Here is a 26,027-nt window from a genome sequence, read left to right as displayed (position 1 = left end):
GTAGAACGGGGAGTGGGCTTTTACTTTATGCCGTATCAAACCGGCCCGCAAGCGGCCAGGGCCTGGCGGATGTAGGCGATGGTGTCCTGGCTGACCCAGGTGCCTTTCAATAGTTCGGGCTCGGCTTCGTGGGCGTGGCGGATCTTGGCTTGCGTCTGCGGATCGCTGCCGGCGCGGGCGTGGAACAGCCGCATCCATTCTTGCGCCAGCGCTTGCGACGATGGCGCTGCCGGCGGCACGCCTCGTTCCATCTGCTTGTGCACCTCGATGAACAGCAGTATCCACTCCTGCTGGTACTTGCGGCTGTTGTCGCGCAGGTAGCGCATCTCGTCGTCGTTCAGGTACTTCGCGTACAGCGCCATCTTGCGGGCATTGAAGGCGGCGCCGATGTAGTGCTGCATCTCTTCGGTAATCGGCGGACGGCGGCCTTCCGCGCGTTCTTGCTGCAGCAACTGCGTCATGCGGTGCGCGAAGGCGGGATTGGTGGCGGTGTCGTGCTCCAACGTCTCCATCCAGCGCTGCGACAAGGCACGGGCTTCTGGGCTGTCGGTGGCGACGCCGCGTTCCATCAGCGATTGCAGTTCGCTCACCATCCCGCGCCATTTGGCGTTGCGGCGCGCGCTTTGCTGCCAGAACGGCAGCCGGCGTAACTCCTCCGGCGTGAAGTATTGTTCGTACAGCTTCATGTGCTCCAGCGCACCGAGCCAGTCTTCCAACGCCGGCGATTCCTCGCTCGGCATCTGCCGCTGCAACAGGCTAAGCTGGTCACGCAAGGTGCTGGCCTGCTTGATCTGCTGGTCCAGCGCGGCGATCTGCTGCGCGACGATGTCGGCAAACTGCGCATCCGGACTGGCGAGGAAGGTGGCGATGTCCGCCAGCGACATGCCGAATTTGCGCAGCGCCTGGATCTTGTGCAGGCGTTCGACGTCGTCGCGGTTATAGAGGCGATAGCCGGAATCGGCGCGCGCCGATGGCGTCAGCAGCTCGATGCTGTCGTAGTGGTGCAGCGCGCGCACCGTGAGGCCGGAGCGCGCCGCCAGTTCGCCGATTTTCAGTACGGTTTTTTCCATGCCTCGTAGTTTAAACCGTGGCGCGTATCAGGCGGAAAATCCCGCTCAGACGTGGACCATACAGCGCACTCAATTCCTCCGCGCCGAAATGCTCGACGTGGCGATAGCCATGATGGTGCAGCATGTGTTCCAGCAGTGGTGGCTCAAAGCTGCTCTGCAATGGTTCGCCTTGTGCGGCCAGCGAGGCAGCAACGAAGTCCAGGCCCGCGCGCTCGTTGTCGTTGAGGTGCCGGCGCTGCACGCAGTAGTCGAACACGATGCTGCTGCCCGGCACGCAGTCTGCGACGTCGCGCAAGGTGCGCATCACTTCATCCGGCTGCAAATACATGCTGACGCCCAGCCACGAGAAGCATGCCGGTTGCGCGGCATCGAAGCCTTGCTGTTGTAGGTCTTCCAGCAGGCTGCCGTCGGTGAAGTCGGTGGCGACGTAGCGCACGTTGGCCGGTTCGCTGATATCGGCGGCGCGAAGGCATTCGCGCTTCCACTGCTGCATGGCTGGCAGGTCGACTTCATAAATTTGCGCTGTGTGTTCGGAGCGGTAGGCGTAGGTATCGAGACCCGCGCCGAGAATCACGTATTGCTGCACGCCGCGCGCCTGCGCTGCCAGCCAGCTGTCTTCCGCCAGCCTGGCGCGGACTGCCATGGTGGCGCGCATGGCGACGGCCAGGGGATGCTGCTGGCGCTGGGCGTCGGCGCGCAGTTCGGCTTCGCGTTCGGCGCCAAGCAGGCGCACGGCCAGCGGGTCGTTCAGGATCAGTGGCTGGTCGTACAGCTGGTGGGCGGCGCGGGCGGTGGCGGTCATCCAGGCGCTGGGCTTCTGCATTGTGCTCTCCTTGTGGTTGATGAGAAGAGCGTAAAGCCTGACGTTACGTGAGGCTCAAGCGGAATTTAGTCGCGCGGATGCAGGCTGGCCCACAGGTGGGCGGCGGCCATGGTGCGGTGAGGGCTGTAGCGGGCGAGGATTTCTTCGGTGCGCTTCATGTCCGGTTTGACGTCTTCGCCGAGCAGCGTTTGCAGCGCGGCGCGCACGGCGACATCGCCATGCAGCGAGCAGTCGGCGTGGCCGTAGCCGCGCAGCAGGCCGTAGTTGACAGTCCACGGGCCGATGCCTTTCACTGCCAGCAGTGCGGCGGAGATCTGGTCGATGCTGTTGTCATCCGCCGGCGCCAGTTGCAGTTCGCCGTTGGTGATCAGCGCGGCCAGGCGCAGGATGGTTTCGGCCTTGGCGCGCGAGAATTTTCGGCTGGTGAGGTCTTCGATCGTTAATGCGGCGGCGCGGTGGGCGTCGGGATAGCACCACAAGCCGCTGCTGTGCTGACGGCCGGCCAGCAGGATGAAGGTGCGGCGCAGCGCGATGGCAAACGACAGATTGATCTGCTGGCCGATGATGGCCCACGTCAGCGCCTCGAATACGGTAGCCGATTGCACGATGCGCAGGCCGGGCTGCTTGCGCGCCAGCGCGGCAAACAGTTTGTCTTTTTTGACGAAGGTATAGAACGGTGCGGGATCGATGCGCAGGCCGAGGATATTCAGCACGGCGTCGCGCGCCTGCTGTTGCGCTGCGGTGCTCAGCTTGGCGTCCGCATGCACGGTCACGTGTGCGGCCGAAGGCGACAGGGCGATGTCCAGCACCACCGGCACGTCGTCCAACAGCACGCCTTTGCGAAACCGCTCGGCGCTGACTTCTTCGGCGACGCTTTCCGTATCGCGGCGGTGGAAGGCCAGCACGTCGTCGACGCGGTAGTCGTCCGGCAGCGGCAGCGCGTAGGGCTTCATGCTGCGCGCGGCTTGAGGCGGAAGCTCGGACGGAATCCCGTCACCAGCGCGGTGCCGGTGATGACGATGGCGGCGCCGGCGAAGGTGTACCAGCCGATCGTCTCGCCGAGGAACATCACGCCCCACAGGATGCCGAACAAAGGACTGAGGAAAGTCACGGTCAACGCCGACGACGGGCCGACATCCTGGATCAGGCGGAAGTAAATCAGGTAAGCCACGCCGCTGCACAGCACCGCCAGCGCGAGCACCGCGCTCATGATGCCGATAGTCGGCTCGGCCGGCGCCGGGAAGAACGGCACCACCGGCAGTACCAGCAGCGCCGAGGCCCACATCGAGCCGTGCGCGTTGGCGAACGGTTCGACCGCCTTGGCCTGCTTGGCGTAATTGCTGGCGATGCCGTAGTTAAAGGACGCGAACAGCACGGCGGCGATGGCGATGCCGGCGCCGGGCTTGGTGCTGACGTGGTCAAAGCCCACCAGCAGCGCGACGCCGCAGGTGCCCAGTCCGAGGCCCATCAGCACTTTGCCGCTGACCATGGTGCGCGACCAGACGGCGGCGATCAGCGTGCCCCACAGCGGTGTGGTGGCGTTCAGCACCGCCAGCACGGAAGCCGACAGCGTGCGCGCGGCGAAGGCGAACATCAGGAAGGGCAGGGCGGAGTTGAACAGGCCTAGAATGAAGAAGTGCTTCCAGTGCTGCCTCCACATCAGCGATTTTTTCAGAAATACGCCGACCACCGCGAGGAAGATGGCGGCGAACAGCACGCGGTACTCGATCAGCACCGCAGCGCCCAGCACCGGCGCGGCGATGCGCATGAAGAGGAAGGAGCCGCCCCAAATGGCGGCAAGCAGGATAAGGCGTAACAGGTTGGCGGTGCTCATGCAGGTTCCAGTGCGGTGATCGGTGGCGACGGCGGTCCGCTATTGTCGCCCAGCCGCCCGCATGGCGCCATTCGTTTCTTGCTTTTAAACTGCGCCGCTTTCCACCACGCACACGGCGTTGCCGGCTTTGGTCGGCGCGGCGGCGTGCGGCACGATCAGATTGGTCGGCACGCCATTTTTGATCGCCGTCATTTCAGCCAGGATGGAGATGGCGATTTCGGATGGCGTCTTGCTGCCGATGTACAGGCCGATCGGGCCGTGCAGGCGCGCCAGCTGTTCCGGCGTCAGGTCGAATTCAAGCAATCGCTCGCGGCGCTTGCTGTTGTTCAGGCGCGAGCCGATGGCGCCGACATAGAACGCGTCCGACTTTAACGCTTCCATCAACGCCAGGTCGTCCAGCTTTGGATCGTGCGTCAGCGCGACGACCGCGCTGCGGTGGTCCAGGTTCATTGCCAGAACCACGTCGTCCGGCATCTCGTGTACCAGCTGCACGCCGTCGACATGCCAGCCGGCGCGGTATTCTTCGCGCGGATCGCAGACGGTGACGCTGTAGTCCATCGCCAACGCAATCTGCGCCAGGAAGCGCGACAGCTGGCCGGCGCCGATGATCAGCAGCCGCCAGCGCGGCCCGTGCAAGGTCACCATGGCCTGCTCGCTGACTTGCATCTGCGCGCCCGGCGCGGCTTTGGACAGTTCCACTTCGCCGCTGCGCAGGTCGAGCCGGCGCTGTACCAGTTCGTGCTGTTCCAGCCGCGCCAGCAGTTCGTCGATGCAGCTATGCGCCGACAGCGGTTCGATCGACAATTCAATCGTGCCGCCGCAAGGCAGGCCGAAACGGTGCGCCTCGTCGGCGGTAATGCCGTAGCTGACGATTTCCGGAATGGTGCGGCGAATGCCTTCGTCGCGCACGCGCGCGATCAAATCATCTTCAATGCAGCCGCCCGAGACCGAGCCGACCACCGTGCCGTCTTCGCAGATGGCCAGCGTGGCGCCGACCGGGCGCGGGCTGGAGCCCCAGGTCTTGATGACGGTGATCAGTTCACAGCGGCGCCCGGACGCGATCCACGCGGCGCTGGCTTTTAATACTTCGAGGTCGATAGAGTCCATGAATGGAATATACTACGGCTCATCAAAGCTTGCAGGGAACGGAGACGCGAATGACCCCAAAGGAAGAAGACGCTACCCCCAAATTCGGGCGTCTGTTAGTGGTACTGATTTTAGCAGTGCTGCTGTGCGCTTTCCTGACCTGGCTGATGGCGACGGTGTTCCCCAACTTCCCCGGCTAGCCCTTGCAGGCGGCGGCCAGCGTGGCGTCGAACGGGCTGTCGGGCACGATGTCTTCCGGGTTGAACTTCTCGAACTTGTAGTTCTCCACCGGCTCGCCCTTGCCCATCGCTTCCGGGTAATAGACCTGCGCCAGCAAGGTGGTGGTGTGGTCGTCGCAGCCGTACACGTGCAGCATCTTCACCGACTTATACAGCTTGCCCTCGGGCGTCTTCTGCATGCGGACATAGGTTTGCATCGACCACGCCTTGCGCGTCTTGTCGATCGGGATCACGCTGGCTTTATCGATGTAGTAGGTGGCGGTCTTGTTGCCGCCCACGCGCACCCATTGCGCCGCCTGTGCCCAGCTGGTCGCCAGCATCAGGATGATTGCGATCAGGCCGGACTTGTTCATGGCGTTCTCTCTCGATTAAGGGACCAGGGGCTGCTTGGCCGACTGCTTGCTGCGGATCGCCGCCACGCTCTTGTCGATGGTGGACAGGCGATAGGCCACGGAAGGGTGGTTGGCGGTATAGCCGTTCAGCACCGTGGCCGGATATTGCGTGGCCAGGCGCTGCCAGAAGGCGCGGGCGCCGTCGACGTTGTAGCCGGCGCGCGCCACCATGTACAGCGACAGGTTGTCGGCCGCCGCATCCAGCTCCTGCGGCATCGGCTTGACGCCGGCGGTGCCGATCAGCATCGACAAATCGGGACGCACCGCCACCAGGTTGTCGATGATGCTGCCGATCGTGTAAGCCTGCTTGGTGGTGGCCGCGTGGCCCAGCACATTATGGGCGATGTCCTTCGCCAGCACGTAGGCGATGGCGTCGTCGCTTTGCGCGAAGTTAACCATGCCGCGCGTGATCATCACGCGCTGGCCGTCGGAATAGGCGTTGATGTTGTCCGAATTGCCGATGTCGATCTTAAAGGCGCAGGCGCGCGTGACCGGCACCCGCAGCTGCTGGTTGCTGCCGCCGCGCGCGATGGTCAGCGTCAGCACGCGGTTGGCGCCGACCAGCGGGCCAAGCACCGCAGCCGCTTCGGTTTCCGCGTTGGTCCCCACCGGCAGCAGTTTGCCGTCGGCGGCCACCAGCACGTCGCCCTTGCGCAGGCCGACGCGGGCGGCGCCGCTGCCGGCCAGCACGCTGGCCACTTCCAGGCGGTCGCCATAGTTCAGCACCGCTTGGGCGGCGTCGACGAATTCGCCGGAGTAGGAGTATTTGTTCTTGGCCGTGAAGCCGAGCAGGTTGCGCGCCTGGTTGCGGCACAGGTCTGCATTGTTGATCAGCAGCGGGCCGGCGACGCGGTACAGGCGATCCTGCAGCGCTACCATCTGGCTCAGTTGCTGGCGCGCGGCGGCCATCTTGGCGGTGACCACCGGCGGCGCTTCGGTGACGGTGCTGACCACCGCTGGCGTTGGTTCCGGCGCGGCCGGCTGCGATTGGAAGGTGGAGCAGGCGGAGAGCAAGGCGCTCGCAGCCACCAGGGAGAAGGCGCCAAATTTATTCGTCATATTCATCCCTGCACTCCGTCTCCATTTTATTGTTTGCCGGTGCTGCCGAAACCGCCGACACCACGCTCGCTCGATTCGAATTCTTCCACAACGTTAAAGCCGACTTGCAGCACCGGCACGATGATCAATTGTGCCAGGCGTTCCATCGGGTTCAGCGTGAAGGCGCTGTGACCGCGATTCCAGGTCGAAATCATCAACTGGCCCTGATAGTCGGAGTCGATCAAGCCTACCAGATTCCCCAGCACGATGCCGTTTTTGTGGCCCATGCCGCTGCGCGGCAGGATCATGGCGGCATAGCCCGGATCGGCGACGTGGATCGCCAGGCCGGTCGGAATGAGCACGGTCTGGCCGGCTTCGATCACCATGGGGGCGTCGATGCAGGCGCGCAGGTCCAGGCCGGCCGAACCAGGGGTGGCGTAGGCCGGCAGTTGGTCCTTCATGCGCGGGTCGAGGATTTTTACGTCTACAGTTTTCATTTACTTGGCAAAGAGAGAGTGCTGCGAGATGCGTTTCGAGATCTCGGAAATCAGTTGGCGCGCCAGCGTCAGTTTGTCGGCGCGCGGCAAAATGGTGTGGCCGTTTTCGTCGAACAGGATGATGGTGTTGTCGTCCTGGCCGAAGGTGTGGTGGCCGATATTCCCTACTAGCAGAGGGATGCCTTTTTTCTCGCGCTTGTCGGCGCCGAACTGCACCAGGTTTTCCGATTCGGCGGCAAAGCCGACGCAGTACGGATGGCCGGCCAGGTTGGTCAGCGCCGCCACCGAGGCCAGGATGTCCGGATTCTGCTCGAACTTCAGGTCCGGCGCGGTGCCGTTCGGGTTTTTCTTCAGTTTCTGGTCGCTGGCGTTGGCGATGCGCCAGTCGGCCACCGCCGCCACCGCGATGAAGATGTGCTGGTGGTCGACATTGGCCATCACCGCGTCATACATCTGCTGCGCGCTCTGCACGTTGATGCGCTGGACGCCGAAGGGCGTCGGCAAGGCCACCGGACCGGAGATCAGCATCACTTCGGCGCCGGCTTCGCGCGCGGCGCGCGCCACGGCGTAGCCCATCTTGCCCGACGACAGATTGGTGATGCCGCGCACCGGGTCGATCGGCTCGAAGGTCGGGCCGGCGGTGATCAGGATGCGTTTGCCCGCCAGGACTTTCGGCTGGAAGGCGGCAATCACTTCTTCCAGCAGCTGTTCCGGTTCCAGCATGCGGCCGAAACCCACTTCGCCGCAGGCCTGGTCGCCGGCCGCAGGGCCGAAGATGGCGATGCCGTCGTCGCGCAGCGTCTGCACGTTGCGCTGGGTGGCGGGATTGAGCCACATCTCGACGTTCATGGCCGGCGCGATCAGCAGCGGCACATGGCGCGGACGCGCCACGCACAGCGTCGACAGCAGGTCGTCGCAGGCGCCGTGCGCCAGCTTGCGGATGAAGTCCGTCGAGCAGGGCGCGATGATGATGGCGTCGGCGTCGCGGGTGACGTCGATGTGGGCCATGTTGTTGTTGACGCGCGCGTCCCACTGGTCGGTGTACACCGGGCGGCCGGACAGCGCCTGCATGGTGACGGCCGTGATGAAGTGGGTGGCCGCTTCCGTCATCACCACCTGCACCGAAGCGCCGGCCTTGGTGAAGGCGCGGCACAGTTCCGCCGCCTTGTAGCAGGCCACGCCGCCGGACAGGCCGAGGACGATTTTTTTACCAGTCAGTTCCATCATGGTGCGGCTCCGTTATTTGTTCACCCGGCGCAGTTCGTCCAGGATGAACAGGGCGGCGCCGACGCATATGGCCGAATCGGCGACGTTAAAGGCCGGGAAGTGTCCCAGGCCTTGCCAGTGGAAGTCGAGGAAATCGACCACGTGGCCATACAGCAGGCGGTCGATGACGTTGCCCAGCGCGCCGCCCAGCACCAGCGACAGCGCCCACGCGAACATGCGCTGGCCGCTGTGCTTTTTCAGCAGGTAGACGATGAAGATGGCGGCGCACAGGCCGATGCCGGTGAAGAAGTAACGCTGCCAGCCGCCGCTATTGCTCAGGAAGCTGAAGGCGGCGCCCTTGTTATACGCCAGCACCAGGTTGAAGAACGAGGTGATGACTTTTTCTTCGCCCAGCTGGAAGGTCTTGGTGATGGTGATCTTGGTCAGCTGGTCGATCAGGATCACGAGCGCAGCGACGCACAGCCATGGCGTGATGCTGGCCGAGGATTTGGTCGGGAAGATTTTTTTGGTGGCCATAAATTATGAAGTTTGTTCGTCGTGGCGTCTCCGCCGCGTTCCGGTGGAACGCGGCGGTAGTATGTTAAGCGAACTTGCGTTTTTCGCCCGCACCAAACAGGTTGCTGTAGCAGCGGCCGCACAGGGTAGGGTGGTCGGGCTGGGCGCCGACGTCGGCGCGGTAGTGCCAGCAGCGCTCGCACTTCTCGGCGGTCGATGCGGCCACGGTGACCGCTTCTTCCGCTTCCGACGCCACTTCCGTCACTTTCGCCAGCGACGTGATGAAGATGAACTTGAGGTCATCTTCCAGGCTGGCCAGCAGCTGGTACTTGTCGCCGGCGGCCTTGATGCCCAGTTCCGCCTGCAGCGAGGAGCCGATCGCGCCCGAGGTGCGCAGGTCTTCCAGCTGCTTGGTGACGTCGGTACGCACCGCGCGCAGCGCCGCGTACTTGGCCAGCAGCGCATCGCCGTCGGCCAGTTCCGGCAGCTGCCACCAGGTTTGCGTAAAGATGGTTTCATCGCTGGCCTTGAAGGCTTCTTCGCCGGCGAAGATGGCCCATGCCTCTTCCGCAGTGAACGACAGCGCCGGCGCCATCACACGCAGCAGGCTTTGCGTGATGTGCCACAGCGCGGTCTGCGCCGAACGGCGCGCGTGCGAGGTCACGGCGGTGGTGTACAGGCGGTCCTTCAGCACGTCCAGGTAGAAGCCGCCCAGGTCTTCCGAGCAGTAGTTTTGCAGCTTGGAGTAGACCGGCTGGAATTCATACTGTTCGTAGTGGGCTTCGATTTCCTTCTGCAGCGCGGCCATGTTGGCGATCGCGTAGCGGTCGATTTCCAGCAGCTCGGCGACCGGCACGGCGTCTTGCGCGTGGTTGAAGTCGGAGATGTTGGCCAGCAGGAAGCGCAGCGTGTTGCGGATTCGGCGATAGGCTTCCGTCACGCGCTTCAGGATCTCGTCCGAGATCGACAGCTCGCCGGTGTAGTCGGTCGAGGCGATCCACAGGCGCAGGATGTCGGCGCCCAGGGTGTCGGAGATTTTCTGCGGCGCCAGCGTGTTGCCCAGCGATTTGGACATCTTCTTGCCTTCACCATCGACGGTGAAGCCGTGCGTCAGCAGCGCTTTGTACGGCGGCGCGCCGTTCAGCATCGAGGACGTCAGCAGCGACGAGTGGAACCAGCCGCGGTGCTGGTCCGAACCTTCCAGGTACAGGTCGGCCGGGAAGGCCAGTTGTTCCTTGTGCGAGCCGCGCAGCACGGTCTGGTGGGTGGTGCCGGAGTCGAACCAGACGTCCAGCGTGTCCTTGTTCTTGACGTAGTCGGACGCTTCGTCGCCGATCAGGTCTTTCAGGTCCAGCGCCAGCCAGGCGTCGATGCCGTTCTTTTCGATCAGCTGGGCGACTTGCTCCAGCAGTTCCGGCGTGCGTGGATGCAGCGCGCCGGTCTCTTTGTGGACCACGAAGGCCATCGGCACGCCCCACTGGCGCTGACGCGACAGGGTCCAGTCAGGACGGTTGGCGATCATGCCGTGCAGGCGCGCCTGGCCCCAGTCCGGGAAGAACTTGGTCTCGGCGATGCCTTTGAGCGCGGTCTCGCGCAGGCTGGCGCCGCCGTCTTTCGGCTTGATGTCCATGCCGGCGAACCACTGCGAGGTGGCGCGGTAGATGATCGGGGTTTTGTGACGCCAGCAGTGCATGTAGCTGTGATCGAACATCTTGACCTCGAACAGCGCGCCGGCTTCGCGCAGCGCGGTGCAGATCGGCTTCGAGGCTTCCCAGATGGTCATGCCGCCGAACAGCGGCAGGGTGGAGACATATTTGCCGTCGCCCATCACCGGGGTCAGGATGTGGTCATCCTGCATGCCGTGGGCTTTGCAGGAGATGAAGTCGTCCAGGCCATAGGCAGGCGCCGAGTGCACCACGCCGGTGCCGCTCTCGGTGGTCACGTAGTCGGCCAGGTACATCGGCGACAGGCGGTTGTAGAAGGTGTCGGCGGCGTGCAGCGGATGCAGGAAGCTGATGCCGGACAGGTCTTCGCCCTTGCAGGTGGCGATGGTGACGCCTTCCAGCTTGAAGCGCGCCAGCGACGATTCCACCAGGTCTTGCGCCAGGATCAGCAGCAGCGGCTGGCCGTCACGCTCGGTCTGCACCAGCGCGTAGGTCACTTCCGGATTGACGTTGAGCGCCTGGTTGGCCGGGATGGTCCACGGGGTGGTGGTCCAGATGACGATGTAGCCTTCGTGCGTCGGCAGTTGCGTCAGGTCGAAGGCGTTGGCCAGCTTGTCGAATTCGGCGAACTTGAAGCCGACGTCGATCGCCGGATCGCGCTTGTCCTGGTATTCCACTTCCGCTTCGGCCAGTGCGGACTGGCAGTCGAAGCACCAGTTGACCGGCTTCAGGCCGCGGTAGACGTAGCCTTTTTCCAGCATGGTGCCGAGCGCGCGCAGTTCGTCGGCCTCGTTGGAGTAGTTCATGGTCAGGTAAGGGTTCTGCCATTCGCCCAGCACGCCCAGGCGGATGAAGTCCTTGCGCTGGCGGTCGACCTGCTCCAGCGCGTAGGCGCGGGCCTTGGACAGCACGTCGGCGGTCGGCAGGTTTTTGCCGTACAGTTTTTCGATCTGGATCTCGATCGGCATGCCGTGGCAATCCCAGCCCGGCACGTAAGGGGCGTCGAAACCGGCCAGCGAGCGCGATTTGATCACCATGTCCTTGAGGATCTTGTTGACCGCGTGGCCCAGGTGGATGTCGCCGTTGGCGTATGGTGGGCCGTCATGCAGGATGAATTTCGGACGGCCGGCGGCGGCCTTGCGCACGCGCTCGTAGATCTTTTTGGTCTGCCATTGCTGGACCCAGTTCGGCTCGCGCTTGGCGAGGTCGCCGCGCATCGGGAACGGGGTTTCGGTCATATTGACCGGGTATTTGCTTTCAGGCTTTTTTGCGGATTTGTTATCGGACATAGTGGTCTTCAGTGATTTATTCGGGAATGCTGGGTAGCCGGCGCGCGTAGCTAAATCGCGCGGTCAAATTCGGTCGGTAGCGCGCTTGGCAAAGAAGGCGCGGGCGATGTCGGCATCGCGGTGGATAGCGGCCGTCAGCGTCGGCAGGTCGATATATTTTTCTTCGTCGCGGATCTTTTGCAGGAATTCGACGCGCACCTGGCGGCCATAGCAGCCCTGGTCGAAGTCGAACACGTGCACCTCCAGCAGCACGCGGCCGCTGTCATCGACGGTCGGACGCACGCCCAGGCTGGCGACGGCTGGCAATGGATGCCCGGCCAGGCCATGCACCTGCACGATGAAGATGCCGGACAGTGCAGGGCGGTGCGGCACGCGCAGGTTCAGGGTCGGGAAGCCCAGCGTGCGGCCCAGCTTCTGGCCGTGGATCACGTGGCCTGAGATGGCGTACGGGTGGCCCAGCAGCGCCTCGGCGTGCGGGAAGTCGCCTTCGTTGAGCGCGGCGCGCACGGCGGAGGAGGAGATGCGGGTGCTGCCGTTCATCACGGTCGGCAGGGTCTCGACGTGGAAGCCGTATTTCTGGCCGGCTTCCAGCAGCATCTGCACATTGCCGGCGCGGCGGGCGCCGTAGCAGAAGTCGTCGCCGACCATCAGCCATTTGACGTGCAGGCCTTCGACCAGCACTTTTTCAGTGAACTCCTGCGGCGTCAGCGCCGCGAACGGCGCCGAGAAATGTTCGACGATGACGCGGTCGATGCCGTTGTCGGACAGCGATTGCAGCTTGTCGCGCAGGTTGGCGATGCGGGCCGGCGCGCGTGACAGGTCGCCCGCTTTCTGGGCGAAGAACTCGCGCGGATGCGGCTCGAAGGTCATCACGGCCGCTTCCAGTCCCAGACCGGTGGCGGCAGCGCGCACGCGGGCCAGCAAGGCCTGGTGGCCGAGGTGGACGCCGTCGAAATTGCCGATCGTGAGCGCGCACGGCGCGCGCGCCGCTGCATTGGGAAGACCTCGAAATACCTTCATGGGAATCTGGGGAAAACTTGTCGCAAATACGGGATTATACGGGGAATCCCTCAAAGCGAAAAAAAAGCGCTGTCCGGCTGGGCCGGAGCAGCGCTTTGCTGATCAACCGCCCGAATTACATCGGGTGATTAATGTTCAGGGTCCAGTAGCGCGCCAGATCGGCGGTGCCATCGGTGCCTTTGACGGTTTTCAGCGTTGCCAGGGCAGGGGCTTTCTTGCCGGCGATGCTTTGCGCGATACCGTAGTGCAGCTTGATGGCTTCCGGATTGCGGCCGGTACCCAGCTTGACGGCTTGATCCATCAGCGCCAGGCCTTTGTCGGCTTTGCCAGCCGAGACCAGGCCGTAGCCCAGGTTGGCCAGGGCGTCGGCATCCTTGGCTTTGACGGCTTCGGCTTCAACCGCAGCGGCCTTGGTGTCGAACTCGACCTGGGTCTTGGCGGCCAGGTCTTTCAGGCGCTGGTGACGCGGCGCATCGGCGCCGGTGCCCAGGATGCCTTTTTTGTAGCCCTGGTCGATGATCTTGATGGATTCAGCTGGGTTGCCGGCTTGCAGCGACAGCTGGGCCATTTCCAGGTATTCCGACGGTTTCGACAGCAGGCCGTTGATCAGGCGCAGACGCAGCACGTCCAGCGACAGGGTCGGCGAGAAGCCTGGCTTGCCCGACACGCGGTTCAGCAGGTCGGCCCAGTAGCTGGTTTTCGGATACGAACCGGCCAGTTTTTCCAGGGTCTGGACGTAGCCGGCCTTGTCGTTCTGTTTCAGCTGGATATTGGCCAGCATTTGCAGGTTCTGTTCCGATGCACCCTTGGCGCTCGACAGTTCCTTGGCTGCTTCAGCGTACTTGCCGCTGATGTAGTAGGTCTGGATCAGCAGGTCATGCATCTGGCCATCGTTTGGATTGTCTTTCAGCGCGCGCTGGATCCAGGTGATGGCTTTTGGGTAGTCCTTGGCGCGGTAGTAGATACCGGCCAGGGCCTGGGTGAATTTTGGTTGTTCGGCAGCCGACAGCTTGCCCGAATTGATGACCGATTCAAAGGCTTTGGCGGCGGCGTCGTTATCGCCGGCAGCAGCTGCAGCCGAGGCGCGGGTGCGCTCGATCAAATAGGTCTCGTTGGCGGATTTGCCGCCGACAGAATCAGTTTCTTTCAGTTTGGCAAGTGCTTCTTTGTTCTTGCCGGCCGCGGCCAGTTTCTGTGCTTCTTGCAATGGTTTGCCGATTTCTGCGCGTACCGTTTCGGCGGCGTAGGCGACCGACGAGAAACCTGCGAGTGGAGCTGCTGCGGTAAAACCAATAGCGGCCATTACCAGGCCGAGATGAGCGAGACGAAACTTGGTCATGGGTGAATTTTCTTTCTTCAAAAAAGCAAATAGGCAGGAATGGTCCTGCCTATTATTGTACATGGGACTGTTTACTGGAACTGTTCGTTACCGACCAGACCAATTTTGGTCACGCCCAGACGCTGGGCCGAAGCCATGACGCCTGCGACAACTTTGTACGAGACCAGCTTGTTCGGACGCAGATGCACTTCCGGCTGATCCGCTTGCGCGGCGACGTCGGTCAGTTTCGCTTCCAGGGTGGCGCGGTCAGGAACGACAGCGTTATCCCACAGAATCGTACCGTCGAAGTCGACGTCAATCGTTACCACCACTGGCTCCTTGGTCGGAGGCGGCGGGGTGCCGACTGGCATATTCAGGTTCACCGAGTGGTTGGCCTTAGGAATCGTAATGATCATCATGATAATCAGCACCAGCATCACGTCGATGAGGGGCGTCATATTCATTTCCATCATTGGTTCCGGATCCGCGCCTGCGGAAGGGGAGCCCACATTCATACTCATGATGTTTTCCTTTTGAGAAGGGCAGGCCTGCATGACAGGCCTGCGATGCACTGTTGGGTATTAACCCCTATCAGGCGGTTCGGTGATGAAGCCGACCTTCTGAATACCAGCACGCTGGGTGGTGAAAATAACCTTGCCGATGGCTTCGTACTTGGTTTCTTGGTCGCCACGTACATGAACTTCCGGCTGAGGCAGTTTCACAGCTTCCACCTTCAGATTGTCGAACAACTCATTGGCGTCGCGCATTCTGCGCTGATTCCAATAGATGTCGCCATCTTTGCTAACGACAATGTTGACGTCTTCCGGCTTGGTCTGGATAACCTGGTTGGTTTCCTCTGGCAGCTTGATCTTGATCAGCTTCAGAACAACCGGGCTCGTGATCAGGAAGATAATCAGCAGCACCAACATGATGTCCACCAGGGGCGTCGTGTTGATTTCTGACATGACTTGATCTTCGTCTCCGCTATCGGAGCCTACGGACATGGACATGGTTAATTACCCAACTTTTTTGTTGCCGGTAGCGGTCGACATTGCGCCCGAGATCAGCACCGAGTGAACGTCAGCCGAGAAAGCACGTACGTCTTCCATTGCCGACTTGTTACGACGCACCAGCCAGTTGTAACCCAGAACGGCAGGAACTGCCACGAACAGACCGAAAGCGGTCATGATCAGCGCTTCACCCACTGGACCTGCCACTTTATCGATCGATGCGTTACCCGACATGCCGATGGCGATCAGTGCATTGTAAATACCCCATACGGTACCGAACAGACCGATGAACGGTGCGGTCGAACCCACGGTTGCCAGGAACGACAGGCCATCTTGCAGACGCGATTGGACTTTCTCAACAGCGCGCTGGATCGACATGGTCACCCAGGTCGACAGGTCGATTTGTTCCAGCAGGGCGCCGTCGTGGTGCGCGGTAGCCTTGGTGCCGGTTTCAGCGATGAAGCGGAATGGCGAACCGTCGGTCAGCGAAGCCGAACCAGCAGCGATCGACGAAGCTTTCCAGAACTTGGCCGACGCTTCTTTCGATTGTTTGAAGATCTTGGTCTGGTCGATCAGTTTGGTGATGATGATGTACCACGAACCCATCGACATCAGCGACAGGATGATCAGGGTGCCGCGCGATACGAAACCAGCTTCCCACACAGCCGCGAAGCCGTATGGATTTTCCACTTCTTCTTTACCGCCTTTAGCTGCTGGCGCTTCTGCTGCTGGCGCTGCTGCCGCATCCGCTGCTGGCGCTGCTGCTGGCGCTGCTGCGTCTGCTGCTGGAGCCGAAGCGGCTGCCGAGGCTTGCTCTTGAGCCGAGCTAACCAGGGCGGTGGCTGCGGTCACCGAGAACAGCACAGCGGCCAGTACAGCGGACAAACGGGTATTCTTAAACATGCTTCCTCCAAATTGATAAAATAATCAGATCGCTGGCGTAATGACAACGAAAACTACATGTGAGACGGTGTTCTGCCTCGGTTTTACTCCAGCGTCCAGACGTATTGCATCTGCTGCCAGCCTTCTTTTGGTACGCCATCTTCCGTTGCCGGTTTGAAGCGGCATTTGGTGATACCGGCAATAGCGGCTTTATCCAGATCGCGGAAACCACTGGATTTCACGATCTTGCCTTCCGCTACGCGACCATCGGCTGCAATCAGGAACGACAGCTGTACGGTACCGGTTTCTTCGTTACGCAGCGACGACTTCGGCCATTCCGGCTTGGCGCAAGTGCTGAAGTCAACCACTGCCGCAGTACGCACACCCGTTTTGGCCGGACCAGGGGGCGCCGCAGGTGGTGCTGGCGGGGCTTTCTGGATCTCGGTGGTTGCCGGCTTCACGTTAGTCGCGTTCTGAATAACGTTGTTCGGCGGTGGCGGCTGCTGCACGTTCACCTCAACTGGCGGGATGAATGGCGGTGGTGGCGCTTTCATCTCTGGCGGAGGTGGCGGTGGTGGGAGTTCCTTTGGTGGAGGAGGTTTCACCTCCTCAATGATCTTGGTCTCCACTGGTTGGACCATTTTGGCCACCAGACGTTTTCCCAAGCCCGTCACGATCCCATAAGCAACCAGGATGTGCAACAAAACGACAATCGTAATGCCTGTAAAGTTCTTCCCGGTGCTTTTTTCGTTGTGCGTGAAATTCATGCCTGCTTTCTCCAATACCAACTCTCTTTGGTGCTACTTAAACCCCAAAATGGCGACACAAAACAACAGCCGCATCCGGGACGTCGGCGAATTATACATACGAATTCTTGATTTTACATAGAATTTTCATCCCTAAAACCGGTTAAATTTCATAGGGTTTTCCTATGTGGTAGCGCTCCCTTTGCACCGTTCTGGCTCAACGAGCAAGACTCTACGGCGCATTTTTGGGCGTACACGCACCACGACGTTACTTAGTTTTCCCTTAAGGCCAAAAACGGAATTTTATGCAGGTAGCTTTACTACACGCAATTGATAATTTGGCCGTAAATGTTTCTTGCATGAAATTCTTGCGGGCACTACTATACAAGTAGCTTCAGAAAAATATTGACTTCTGGTCCGCACCATGCTTCCACGAAAAAAAAACCGGGGTCAGCGCGCCGTCGCTGCCCCCGGTTCTGACTCTTGCAAGAGCCGTGCCTGAAACTGGTGCAGACACGGTGCCTGAAAAAAGCCTTATATATTAGTTGGTCATGGGATCCTGCCGCGCTTCTCCCGTCTGACCTCCAGGGTACTGATGACTTCGCCGTTTGGCGCCACTGTTTCCAGATGGACGTCGAAGCCCCATAAGCGTGCAACATGCTTCAGCACTTCGCCGGCCTGCTGGTTCAGCGGTCGGCGCTGGAACTGGGTATGGCGCAAGGTCAGCGCGCGGTCGTCCTGGGTGTTGACCGACCATACCTGGATGTTGGGCTCACGGTTACCCAGATTATATTGTTCCGCAAGTTGCTGGCGCACGTATCGGTAGCCGCTGTCATCGTGGATGGCCGAGACGTTGAGCTTCTCGTTGTTGTCGTCGTCCAGGACGGCGAAGAAGTGGAACTCGCGGATCAGCTTGGGCGACAGGTACTGGGCGATGAAGCTCTCGTCCTTGAAATTGCGCATGGCGAAATCGAGCGTCTTTTGCCAGTCGCTGCCGGCGATGTCGGGGAACCATTCGCGGTCTTCGTCGGTCGGATTTTCGCAGATGCGGCGGATGTCGGTCATCATGGCAAAGCCCAGCGCGTACGGGTTGATGCCGCTGTAGTGCGGGCTGTTGACCGGCGGCTGGTAGACCACGTTGGTATGGCTCTTGAGGAACTCCATCATGAAGCCGTCGCCGATCACGCTCTCATCGTACAACTGGTTGAGGATGGTGTAGTGCCAGAAGGTGGCCCAGCCTTCGTTCATCACCTGGGTCTGGCGCTGTGGGTAGAAGTACTGAGAGATCTTACGTACTATCCGCACCATCTCGCGCTGCCACGGTTCCAGCAGCGGCGCGTACTTCTCGATGAAGTACAGCAGGTTTTCTTCCGGCTCGACCGGGAAGCGCTTGGCCGCCTTGGCGGTTTCTTCCTCTTCGCGACGCGGCAGTGTGCGCCACAGGTCGTTGAGCTGCGACTGCACATAGGCTTCGCGTTCCTTCTGCCGCGCGCGCTCTTCCATCAGCGACAGCTTGGCCGGCCGCTTGTAGCGGTCGACGCCGTAGTTCTGGATCGCGTGGCAGGAATCGAGCAGCGTCTCGACCGCGTCGATGCCGTGGCGCTGTTCGCATTCGGCGATGTAGTTCTTGGCGAACACCATGTAGTCGACGATGGCCTCGGCGTCGGTCCAGGTGCGGAACAGGTAATTGCCCTTGAAGAAGGAGTTGTGGCCGTAGGCCGCATGGGCGATCACCAGCGACTGCATGGTCAGGCTGTTTTCCTCCATCAGGTAGGCGATGCAGGGATTGGAGTTGATGACGATCTCGTATGCCAGTCCCATCTGCCCGCGCTTGTAGCCCTTCTCGGTGCTGAGGAAGTGCTTGCCGAACGACCAGTGGTTGTACGACACCGGCATGCCGACCGAGGTGTAGGCGTCCATCATCTGCTCGGCGGTGATGATCTCCAGCTGGTTCGGATACGTATCCAGCCCGAAGCCCTCGGCCACGCGGCGGATTTCCTGGTGAATCTGTTCGATCAGCTCAAAGGTCCATTCCGATTGTTCGGGCAGGGCGTTGGGGTGACGCGGTTTGGCGGTCATATCATTCATAGAGGGGATCCACTACTTCGGCTGCTTCTTGAACAGTTCACGGAATACCGGATAGATATCGGCCGGCGTGACGATTTTCTGCATGGCGAAATGCTGGTGGTGATCGGGCACCTGCGAATATTGTTCCCACAGGTTTTGCGGCGGGCCGTCGGTGATCTCGACGTAGGTGTAATACTGGACCTTGGGCATGATGGTGTTGACCAGCAACTGGCGGCACAGCACCGAGTCGTTGTCCCAGTTGTCGCCATCCGAGGCTTGCGCCACGTAGGCGTTGTAGCTACCACCGCCGTAGCGCTCGTCGATGATCTTGTCCAGCAGATGCAGCGCCGACGACACCACCGTGCCGCCCGATTCGCGCGAGTGGAAGAACTCTTCCTCGTCCACCTCGGCCGCAGCCGTGTGGTGGCGGATGAACACCACCTCGATCTTGTCGTACACGCGCTTGAGGAACAGGTACAGCAGGATGAAGAAGCGCTTGGCGGTATCCTTGCGCGTCTCGTCCATCGAACCGGAAACGTCCATGATGCAGAACATCACCGCCTGCGTCATCGGCTTGGGCACCTTGATGCGGTTGGTGTAGCGCAGGTCGAACGGGTCGATGAAGGGAATCGCCAGCAGGCGCGTGTGCAGGTGGTGGATCAGTTTCTTCAGCTCGACCACGCGTGCGTCATGCAGCGACACGCCGTCCAGCAGCAGTTGTTCCAGTTCGCGCTCGGCCTCGGCGACGCGCTTGCGCGAACCGCCGCCAACCGCGATGCGCCGGCCCAGTGCGCCGCGCAGCGAACGCAGCACGTGGATGTTGGAGGGCGTGCCGGACATATTGTAGCCGGCGCGCTGATTCTTGAAGTCGGTGCTGGCGGTCAGCTGGGTCTTGACCATGTGCGGCAGTTCCAGGTCCTCGAAGAAATAGTTCATGAACTCTTCGCGCGACAGTTCGAAGATGAAGTCGTCTTCGGTCATCTGGTCGCTATTGCCGGCCTTGCCGCGGCCGGAACCGCCGCCGCCCTTAGGCCGGTTGATCTGATCGCCTTTCAGGTATTCCTGGTTGCCGGGATTGACCACTTCCCACACGCCGCCATGGGCGTGGCCAAAGGAGGGCTCGCTCACATCCTTGACCGGGATGGAGACCTTTTCGCCGTTCTCAACGTCGGTGATGGAGCGGCCCTTGATGGCGCGGCCCACCGCGTCCTTGATCTGCGATTTGTAACGCCGCAAGAAGCGTTCGCGGTTGACGGCGGACTTGTTCTTGCCTTGCAAACGACGGTCGATGAGGTAAGTCAAAAGATGCCTCCTACAGAATACCTGCCGCGTCGTTCCCGCGAAAGCGGGAACCCATGCTGAGCGTGCATTCACGCGTTCTATGGGCTCCCGCCTGCGCGGGAGCGACGGGCTTTATGACGACTTCCTCACGCGCAGATACCATTCGCACAGCAAGCGTACCTGCTTGGCGGTGTAGCCTTTCTCCACCATGCGCGCGACAAAGTCGGCGTGCTTGTTGGCGTCTTCCGCGCTGGCCTTGGCGTTGAACGAAATCACCGGCAGCAGCTCTTCCGTGTTGGAGAACATCTTCTTCTCGATCACGGTGCGGAACTTTTCATAACTGGTCCACGCAGGATTCTTGCCCCCATTATTAGCGCGCGCCCGCAGCCCGAAGTTGACAATCTCGTTGCGGAAATCCTTGGGATTCGAAATGCCGGCCGGCTTCTCGATTTTTTCCAGTTCGTTGTTCAGCGATTCGCGGTCGAAGCTCTCGCCGGTATCCGGATCGCGGTATTCCTGGTCCTGGATCCAGAAGTCGGCAAAGGTGACGTAGCGGTCGAAGATATTCTGGCCGTATTCGGAATACGATTCCAGATAGGCGGTCTGAATTTCCTTGCCGATAAATTCGACATAGCGCTGCGCCAGGTGCTCCTTGATGTACGAGAAGTATTTCTGCTCCAGTTCAGGCGGGAACTGCTCGCGCTCGACCTGTTGCTCCAGCACGTACAGCAAATGCACCGGATTGGCCGCCACTTCGGTGTTATCGAAGTTAAACACCTTGGACAGGATCTTGAACGCAAAGCGCGTCGACAGCCCGTTCATGCCTTCATCCACGCCGGCGTAATCGACATACTCGTGGATCGACTTGGCCTTCGGATCGGTGTCCTTGAGGTTGTCGCCGTCGTACACCAGCATCTTGCTGAAGATGCTGGAGTTCTCCGGATCTTTCAGCCGCGACAGGATGGCGAACTGCGCCATCATGCGCAAGGTGCCCGGCGCGCAAGGCGCACTCGACAGCGAAGAATTAAACAGCAGCTTGTCGTAGATCTTGATCTCATCGCTGACGCGCAGGCAATACGGCACTTTGACGATGTAGATACGATCGAGGAACGCCTCGTTGTTGCGGTTGTTCTTGAAGGTTTTCCACTCGGACTCATTCGAGTGCGCCAGCACCACGCCGTCAAACGGAATCGCGCCAAAGCCCTCGGTGCCCTTGTAGTTGCCTTCCTGGGTGGCGGTCAGCAGCGGATGCAGCACCTTGATCGGCGCCTTGAACATCTCGACGAATTCCATCAGACCCTGGTTGGACAGGCACAGCCCGCCGGAGTAGCTGTAGGCGTCCGGATCGTCCTGCGAATAATCTTCCAGCTTGCGGATATCGACCTTGCCGACCAGCGAAGAAATATCCTGGTTGTTCTCGTCGCCCGGTTCCGTTTTGGAAATGCCGATCTGTTTCAGCACCGACGGGTAGCGCCGGATCACGCGGAACTGGTTGATGTCGCCGTTGAATTCGTGCAGGCGCTTGACCGCCCACGGCGATGGAATATTGCGCAGGTAGCGGCGCGGGATGCCGTAGTCTTCTTCGAGGATGGTGCCATCCTCCTCCTCGTTGAACAGACCCAGCGGCGATTCATTCACCGGCGAACCTTTCAGGCAATAGAAGGGCACATGCTCCATCAGCGACTTGAGCTTTTCCGCGATCGACGATTTACCGCCGCCCACCGGGCCCAGCAGGTAAAGGATCTGCTTGCGTTCTTCCAGTCCCTGCGCCGCGTGGCGGAAATAGGACACCACTTGCTCGATTACTTCTTCGGTGCCGTAGAACTCGCGAAATGCCGGATAAATCTTGATGATCTTGTTGGCGAAGATGCGCGACAAGCGCGTGTCGTTGCGCGTGTCGATCAGGGTGGGTTCGCCAATGGCGGCCAGCATGCGCTCGGCGGCGCTGGCATAGGTCAGCCGGTCTTTCTTGCAAAGTTCGAGATATTCCTTCATGGACATCTCTTCTTCTTTGGTCCGTTCGTATCGTGCGGCGTAGTTGTCAAAAATGGTCATGTGAATGTCCTTTGATGATGAAAACCTGCTTGTCACGAGTCACCGGCAGTTCGCCTGCCCTGGCTCCGATTTGTATAATCCCTTTCGTTCTTATTTTTCTTCTGGTCAGCTTCTCTTGGGTGGCGCGGATTGCCCGTGCCTTTGAGCTGGCTTTCTGGCCGGATGGCGGCTTTTATGTGTTGGTCGTAACGCTTCTTACGTCTATGAAATTGATTATTGCGCTATTGCCGCAGGAAGTCAAAAGGTATGTCGTAATATCGTTAATACTCTTTTGTAACTTCATGATTTAAAAAGAAAATATCGATTTAATCACGTCAATTTCGTGGTGTTTTTTAGTCCTTCAACACCACAGTAACACGGCTTGCGAAGATGTGCTGCCACACTCTCCGCCGCATGAGATAAGATGGATCAATTCAGGAACCAAGTAACAGGAATAAATCAAATGTTGAACGATCAATTACGCCGTGTTTTGCAGCAAATGCCAAAAGCCGAGCTGCACATCCATATCGAAGGCTCGCTGGAGCCCGAACTGATCTTCGCGCTGGCCGAACGCAACGGCGTCAAGCTGGCGTACGGTTCGGTGGAAGAGTTGCGCGCGGCGTACGCTTTTACTGACTTGCAATCCTTCCTCGACATTTACTACGCCGGCGCCAGCGTGTTGTTGCAGGAACAGGATTTTTACGACATGACCGCCGCCTACCTCAAGCGCGCGGAAGAGGACAATGTCCGCCACACCGAAATCTTCTTCGATCCGCAAACGCACACCGCGCGCGGCGTCGATATCAAGGTGGTGATTGACGGCATCTACCGCGCCTGCCAGGACAGCCCGGTCAGCGCCACGCTGATCCTGTGCTTCCTGCGTCACCTGTCGGAAGAAGATGCGATTGCCACGCTGGAAGCGGCGCTGCCGTACCGCGACAAATTCATCGGCGTCGGGCTGGACTCGTCGGAAGTCGGCAATCCACCGGAGAAGTTCGCCAACGTGTTTGCGCGTTGCCACGCACTGGGTCTGCACCTGGTGGCGCATGCGGGCGAAGAGGGACCGCCAGCCTACATCTACACCGCGCTCGATACGCTCAAGGTGGAACGCATCGACCACGGCGTGCGCTGTCTGGAAGACAAGGCGCTGACCGAGCGCCTGGCGCGCGAAAAGATGGCGCTGACCGTGTGCCCGCTGTCCAACATCAAGCTGTGCGTGTTCGACAAAATGGAGCAGCACAATATTCTGGAACTGCTGGACGCCGGCATCGTGGCGACCGTCAACTCGGACGATCCTGCCTACTTCGGCGGCTACATGAACGACAACTTCATCGCCACCTTTGAGGCGCTGCCACTGGGCCTGTCGCACGCGCAGACACTGGCGCGCAACGGCTTCTCGGCAGCCTTCCTGCCGGCCGAGAAAAAGCAGCAGTATCTTGATGAAGTAGACGCCTTCTTCGCTAAAATCTAAATGCTCAAACTCGCCCTCAACATGACGGCGCGCGACTGGCGTGCCGGCCAGTTGCGCTTTCTGCTGATCGCGCTGACGGTGGCGGTGGCTGCCTTGTCCGCCACCGGCTTCTTCATCGACCGCTTGCGCAGCGGGCTGGATCGCGACGCCCACCAGTTGCTGGGCGCCGACGTGGTGGTCAGCGCCGACTTGCCGGTACGTGCCGACTGGCGTGCGCAAGCCATCCAGCGCGGCCTGACGGTGACCGATACCGTCACCTTCCCCAGCATGGCGCAAGCCGGCGAGGGCGATGCGTCCACCTCCATGCTGTCGGCTTTGAAAGCCGTCGGCCCCGGCTACCCCTTGCGCGGCAAGGTGAAGATCACCACCGACGCCGCTCAGGCCGAGCAAAGCATCGGCATGCCCGCCAGCTCCGTTCCCGCACCGGGCACGGTGTGGATCGAACCGGGCCTGCTGGGCAGCCTGAAAACCAATATCGGCCAGCCGCTCAAGCTGGGCGACAAGACCTTTACCGTTACGCAGCTGATCGCCACCGAGCCGGATCGCGGCGCCAATTTCCTGGCCTTCGCGCCGCGCGTGATGCTGGCGCTGTCCGACCTGGACGCCACCAACCTGGTCCAACCCGGCTCGCGCGTGAATTACCGTCTGCTGGTCGGCACGCCGCCGTCGCTGAAAAACGGCACCGCCGTCGCCAAGGCTTATCAGGACTGGCTGCAAGCGGAAATCAAGAACAACAACATCAAGGGCGTGCGCGTGGAGTCGCTGGAAAACGGCCGCCCTGAAATGCAGGCCACGCTGGAACGCGCGGACCGCTTCCTGTCGCTGGTCGGCCTGCTGTCGGCGATGCTGGCGGCGGTGGCCGTGGCGATGGCCGCGCGCCGCTTCATGCAGCGCCACCTCGACGCCTGCGCCATGCTGCGCTGCCTGGGCCTGACGCAGAACCAGGTCACCAGCATGTACCTGATCGAATTCCTGCTGGTCGGACTGCTGGGCAGCGCGATGGGTGTGGCGCTCGGCTTCGGCGCGCACTACGTGCTGCTGGAAGTGCTGGGATCACTGGTCTCCGCCGAACTGCCGGCGCCGACCATCTACCCGGCGCTGCAGGGCATGGCGATCGGCATCCTGCTGCTGGCCGCGTTTGCGCTGCCGCCTATCCTGCAACTGCGCAAAGTGCCGCACAACCGCGTGATCCGCCGCGAACAGGAACCGCCGAAAGTCACCGCGCTGGCCACCTACGGCTTCGGCATGGCCGGCTTTGTGGCGCTGCTGCTGTGGCAAGCGGGCGATGTGGAGATGGCGCTGTACACGGCCTTGGGCTTCATCGGCGCGTTTGCCGTATTCGCGCTGGTGGCCTGGCTTGGCCTGCGTTCCTTGCGCTCGCTGCGCGGCGCGATCGACCATCAAAGCTGGCGCTTCGCCGTCACGTCCTTGCAGCGTCGCCCCGGCGCCACCATCGTGCAGGTGGTATCGCTGGCGCTGGGCATGATGGCGCTGCTGGTGCTGACCGTGGTGCGCGGCGACCTGATGACGGCCTGGCGCAACGCCACGCCGCCGGATGCGCCGAACCGCTTCATCATCAACATCCAGCCGGAGCAGCAGCAGGACCTCGGCAAGCGCCTGCAAGCGGCGGGCGTGCAGTACGCGCCGCAGTACCCGATGATACGCGGCCGCCTGACCGCAGTGAACGACAAGCAGGTCACCGCCGAAACCTACACCGAAGACCGCGCCAAAGGCCTGGCCGACCGCGAATTCAATCTGTCTTCGATGGCGCAAATGCAGGCCGAGAACAAGCTGGTCGAAGGCAAATGGTTCGAGGATAAGCCGGGCTTCGGCGAAGCCTCGGTGGAGCAGGGCATCGCCAAGACGCTGCACTGGAAGCTGGGCGACAAGCTGCGCTTCGATATCGCCGGCACGCCGGTTGATGTGACCATCACCAGCATCCGCAAGCTCGATTGGGGCTCTATGCGGGTCAACTTCTTCGTCATCATCAACCCGGCGGCGATGACGGAAGTGTCGCAAAGCTGGATCACCGCCTTCCATCTGCCGCAAGGGCAGGGCGCGGCGATGAATGCGCTGACGCGTGATTATCCCAACCTGACCATCGTCGATGTCGGCGGCATCCTGCGCCAGGTGCAGGCGGTGCTGGATCAGGTGATCACGGCGGTGGAGTTCCTGTTCATCTTTACGCTGGCCTCGGGCGTGCTGGTGCTGTACGCGGCGCTGATGGGTTCCCAGGACGAGCGCACGCGCGAGGCGGGCCTGTTGCGGGCCTTGGGCGCGACACGCAAGCAGCTGTCGCAGGCGCAGTTGATCGAGTTCACGCTGGTCGGCGCGCTGTCCGGCGTGCTGGCGGCGACCGGCGCGGCGGCCATGGGCTGGGCGCTGGCTACCTACCAGTTCAAGTTTGCGTGGGAATTCAGCCCTGTCGTGTGGCTGGTCGGCCTGTTGGCCGGCGCACTGTGCGCCATCGCCGGTGGCTGGCTGGGACTGCGCAACGTGTTGCGCCAGCCACCGCTGCAAACGCTGCGCGAAGCATAAGCAGTC

23 protein-coding genes are annotated in these 26,027 nt (G+C 61.2%); 3 read left to right on the top strand and 20 right to left on the bottom strand.

Annotation, left to right across the window (positions count from 1 at the left end; genetic code table 11):
• Nucleotides 1-35: 35 nt before the first annotated feature.
• The 5 genes from GTP69_RS07010 to GTP69_RS06990 form a co-directional block, all read right to left on the bottom strand.
• Nucleotides 36-1,070 (bottom strand): MerR family transcriptional regulator, encoded by a 1,035-nt coding sequence (locus tag GTP69_RS07010; protein ID WP_161054209.1) that lies wholly within the window; start codon nt 1,068-1,070, stop codon nt 36-38.
• A 10-nt stretch (nt 1,071-1,080) separates the two neighbouring features.
• Nucleotides 1,081-1,893, bottom strand: coding sequence for a class I SAM-dependent methyltransferase (locus tag GTP69_RS07005; RefSeq protein ID WP_161054208.1), 813 nt, complete (start codon nt 1,891-1,893; stop codon nt 1,081-1,083).
• 65 nt (nt 1,894-1,958) lie between these two features.
• Nucleotides 1,959-2,846: a DNA-3-methyladenine glycosylase family protein gene (locus GTP69_RS07000; protein ID WP_161054207.1), complete on the bottom strand. Its 888-nt coding sequence runs from the start codon at nt 2,844-2,846 to the stop codon at nt 1,959-1,961.
• A complete protein-coding gene (locus GTP69_RS06995) occupies nt 2,843-3,727 on the bottom strand; it encodes a DMT family transporter (RefSeq protein ID WP_161054206.1) in 885 nt (294 codons plus the stop codon). Before GTP69_RS06995 ends, GTP69_RS07000 begins: the two co-directional genes overlap by 4 nt.
• Nucleotides 3,728-3,811: 84 nt before the next feature.
• On the bottom strand, nt 3,812-4,834 hold the full coding sequence (locus GTP69_RS06990; RefSeq protein ID WP_161054205.1) for an XdhC family protein: 1,023 nt from the start codon (nt 4,832-4,834) through the stop codon (nt 3,812-3,814).
• A gap of 50 nt (nt 4,835-4,884) precedes the next feature.
• On the opposite strand from GTP69_RS06990, the gene GTP69_RS31575 reads away from it, so the two are divergent.
• Complete coding sequence (locus tag GTP69_RS31575; RefSeq protein WP_267874573.1) at nt 4,885-5,013, top strand: hypothetical protein; 129 nt, start codon at nt 4,885-4,887, stop codon at nt 5,011-5,013.
• Here GTP69_RS31575 and GTP69_RS06985 read toward each other — a convergent pair.
• The 15 genes from GTP69_RS06985 to GTP69_RS06915 all read right to left on the bottom strand — a co-directional run bounded on the left by GTP69_RS06985 (nt 5,010) and on the right by GTP69_RS06915 (nt 22,033).
• On the bottom strand, nt 5,010-5,405 hold the full coding sequence (locus GTP69_RS06985) for a surface-adhesin E family protein (RefSeq protein ID WP_161054204.1): 396 nt from the start codon (nt 5,403-5,405) through the stop codon (nt 5,010-5,012). The genes GTP69_RS31575 and GTP69_RS06985 overlap by 4 nt on opposite strands.
• Before the next feature lie 15 nt (nt 5,406-5,420).
• A complete protein-coding gene (locus tag GTP69_RS06980) occupies nt 5,421-6,503 on the bottom strand; it encodes a M48 family metallopeptidase (protein ID WP_229260843.1) in 1,083 nt (360 codons plus the stop codon).
• A 26-nt stretch (nt 6,504-6,529) separates the two neighbouring features.
• Nucleotides 6,530-6,979 (bottom strand): dUTP diphosphatase, encoded by a 450-nt coding sequence (gene dut, locus GTP69_RS06975; protein WP_154356273.1) that lies wholly within the window; start codon nt 6,977-6,979, stop codon nt 6,530-6,532.
• On the bottom strand, nt 6,980-8,203 hold the full coding sequence (gene coaBC / locus GTP69_RS06970; RefSeq protein WP_202424337.1) for a bifunctional phosphopantothenoylcysteine decarboxylase/phosphopantothenate--cysteine ligase CoaBC: 1,224 nt from the start codon (nt 8,201-8,203) through the stop codon (nt 6,980-6,982).
• Nucleotides 8,204-8,218: 15 nt separating this feature from the next.
• Nucleotides 8,219-8,722, bottom strand: coding sequence for a signal peptidase II (gene lspA / locus GTP69_RS06965; RefSeq protein WP_161054201.1), 504 nt, complete (start codon nt 8,720-8,722; stop codon nt 8,219-8,221).
• 64 nt (nt 8,723-8,786) lie between these two features.
• Nucleotides 8,787-11,654 carry an isoleucine--tRNA ligase gene (gene ileS, locus GTP69_RS06960; RefSeq protein WP_161054200.1) on the bottom strand — a complete coding sequence of 956 codons (2,868 nt, stop codon included), beginning with the start codon at nt 11,652-11,654 and terminating at the stop codon, nt 8,787-8,789.
• 63 nt (nt 11,655-11,717) lie between these two features.
• Nucleotides 11,718-12,674, bottom strand: coding sequence for a bifunctional riboflavin kinase/FAD synthetase (locus GTP69_RS06955; RefSeq protein WP_161054199.1), 957 nt, complete (start codon nt 12,672-12,674; stop codon nt 11,718-11,720).
• A 115-nt stretch (nt 12,675-12,789) separates the two neighbouring features.
• Nucleotides 12,790-14,013 (bottom strand): tetratricopeptide repeat protein, encoded by a 1,224-nt coding sequence (locus tag GTP69_RS06950; RefSeq protein ID WP_229260842.1) that lies wholly within the window; start codon nt 14,011-14,013, stop codon nt 12,790-12,792.
• A gap of 71 nt (nt 14,014-14,084) precedes the next feature.
• Nucleotides 14,085-14,513, bottom strand: a complete 429-nt coding sequence (locus GTP69_RS06945) for an ExbD/TolR family protein (protein WP_174864391.1) — start codon at nt 14,511-14,513, stop codon at nt 14,085-14,087.
• 60 nt (nt 14,514-14,573) lie between these two features.
• Nucleotides 14,574-15,002: an ExbD/TolR family protein gene (locus GTP69_RS06940; protein ID WP_161054198.1), complete on the bottom strand. Its 429-nt coding sequence runs from the start codon at nt 15,000-15,002 to the stop codon at nt 14,574-14,576.
• Nucleotides 15,003-15,008: 6 nt separating this feature from the next.
• The gene (locus GTP69_RS06935) at nt 15,009-15,905 is read right to left on the bottom strand and encodes a MotA/TolQ/ExbB proton channel family protein (RefSeq protein WP_202424323.1); all 897 of its coding nucleotides are present in this window, start codon (nt 15,903-15,905) and stop codon (nt 15,009-15,011) included.
• A gap of 83 nt (nt 15,906-15,988) precedes the next feature.
• Nucleotides 15,989-16,651 carry an energy transducer TonB gene (locus GTP69_RS06930; protein WP_161054197.1) on the bottom strand — a complete coding sequence of 221 codons (663 nt, stop codon included), beginning with the start codon at nt 16,649-16,651 and terminating at the stop codon, nt 15,989-15,991.
• A gap of 528 nt (nt 16,652-17,179) precedes the next feature.
• A complete protein-coding gene (locus GTP69_RS06925) occupies nt 17,180-18,718 on the bottom strand; it encodes a SpoVR family protein (RefSeq protein ID WP_161046763.1) in 1,539 nt (512 codons plus the stop codon).
• Nucleotides 18,719-18,730: 12 nt separating this feature from the next.
• Complete coding sequence (locus GTP69_RS06920; RefSeq protein WP_161054196.1) at nt 18,731-19,999, bottom strand: YeaH/YhbH family protein; 1,269 nt, start codon at nt 19,997-19,999, stop codon at nt 18,731-18,733.
• Between the two features lie 111 nt (nt 20,000-20,110).
• Nucleotides 20,111-22,033: a PrkA family serine protein kinase gene (locus GTP69_RS06915; protein ID WP_161054195.1), complete on the bottom strand. Its 1,923-nt coding sequence runs from the start codon at nt 22,031-22,033 to the stop codon at nt 20,111-20,113.
• A gap of 442 nt (nt 22,034-22,475) precedes the next feature.
• Here GTP69_RS06915 and GTP69_RS06910 point away from each other — a divergent pair, with 442 nt between their 5' ends.
• Together GTP69_RS06910 and GTP69_RS06905 are read left to right on the top strand one after the other, a co-directional pair.
• Nucleotides 22,476-23,483, top strand: a complete 1,008-nt coding sequence (locus GTP69_RS06910; RefSeq protein WP_161054194.1) for an adenosine deaminase — start codon at nt 22,476-22,478, stop codon at nt 23,481-23,483.
• Nucleotides 23,484-26,021 carry an ABC transporter permease gene (locus tag GTP69_RS06905; RefSeq protein ID WP_161054193.1) on the top strand — a complete coding sequence of 846 codons (2,538 nt, stop codon included), beginning with the start codon at nt 23,484-23,486 and terminating at the stop codon, nt 26,019-26,021.
• The last annotated feature ends 6 nt before the right edge of the window (nt 26,022-26,027 follow it).

Source organism: Duganella levis (assembly GCF_009857605.1).
Lineage (GTDB): Bacteria > Pseudomonadota > Gammaproteobacteria > Burkholderiales > Burkholderiaceae_D > Rugamonas > Rugamonas levis.
The sequence above is the reverse complement of the archived record's forward strand: the minus strand, read 5'-3'. Positions and strand labels throughout refer to the sequence as shown.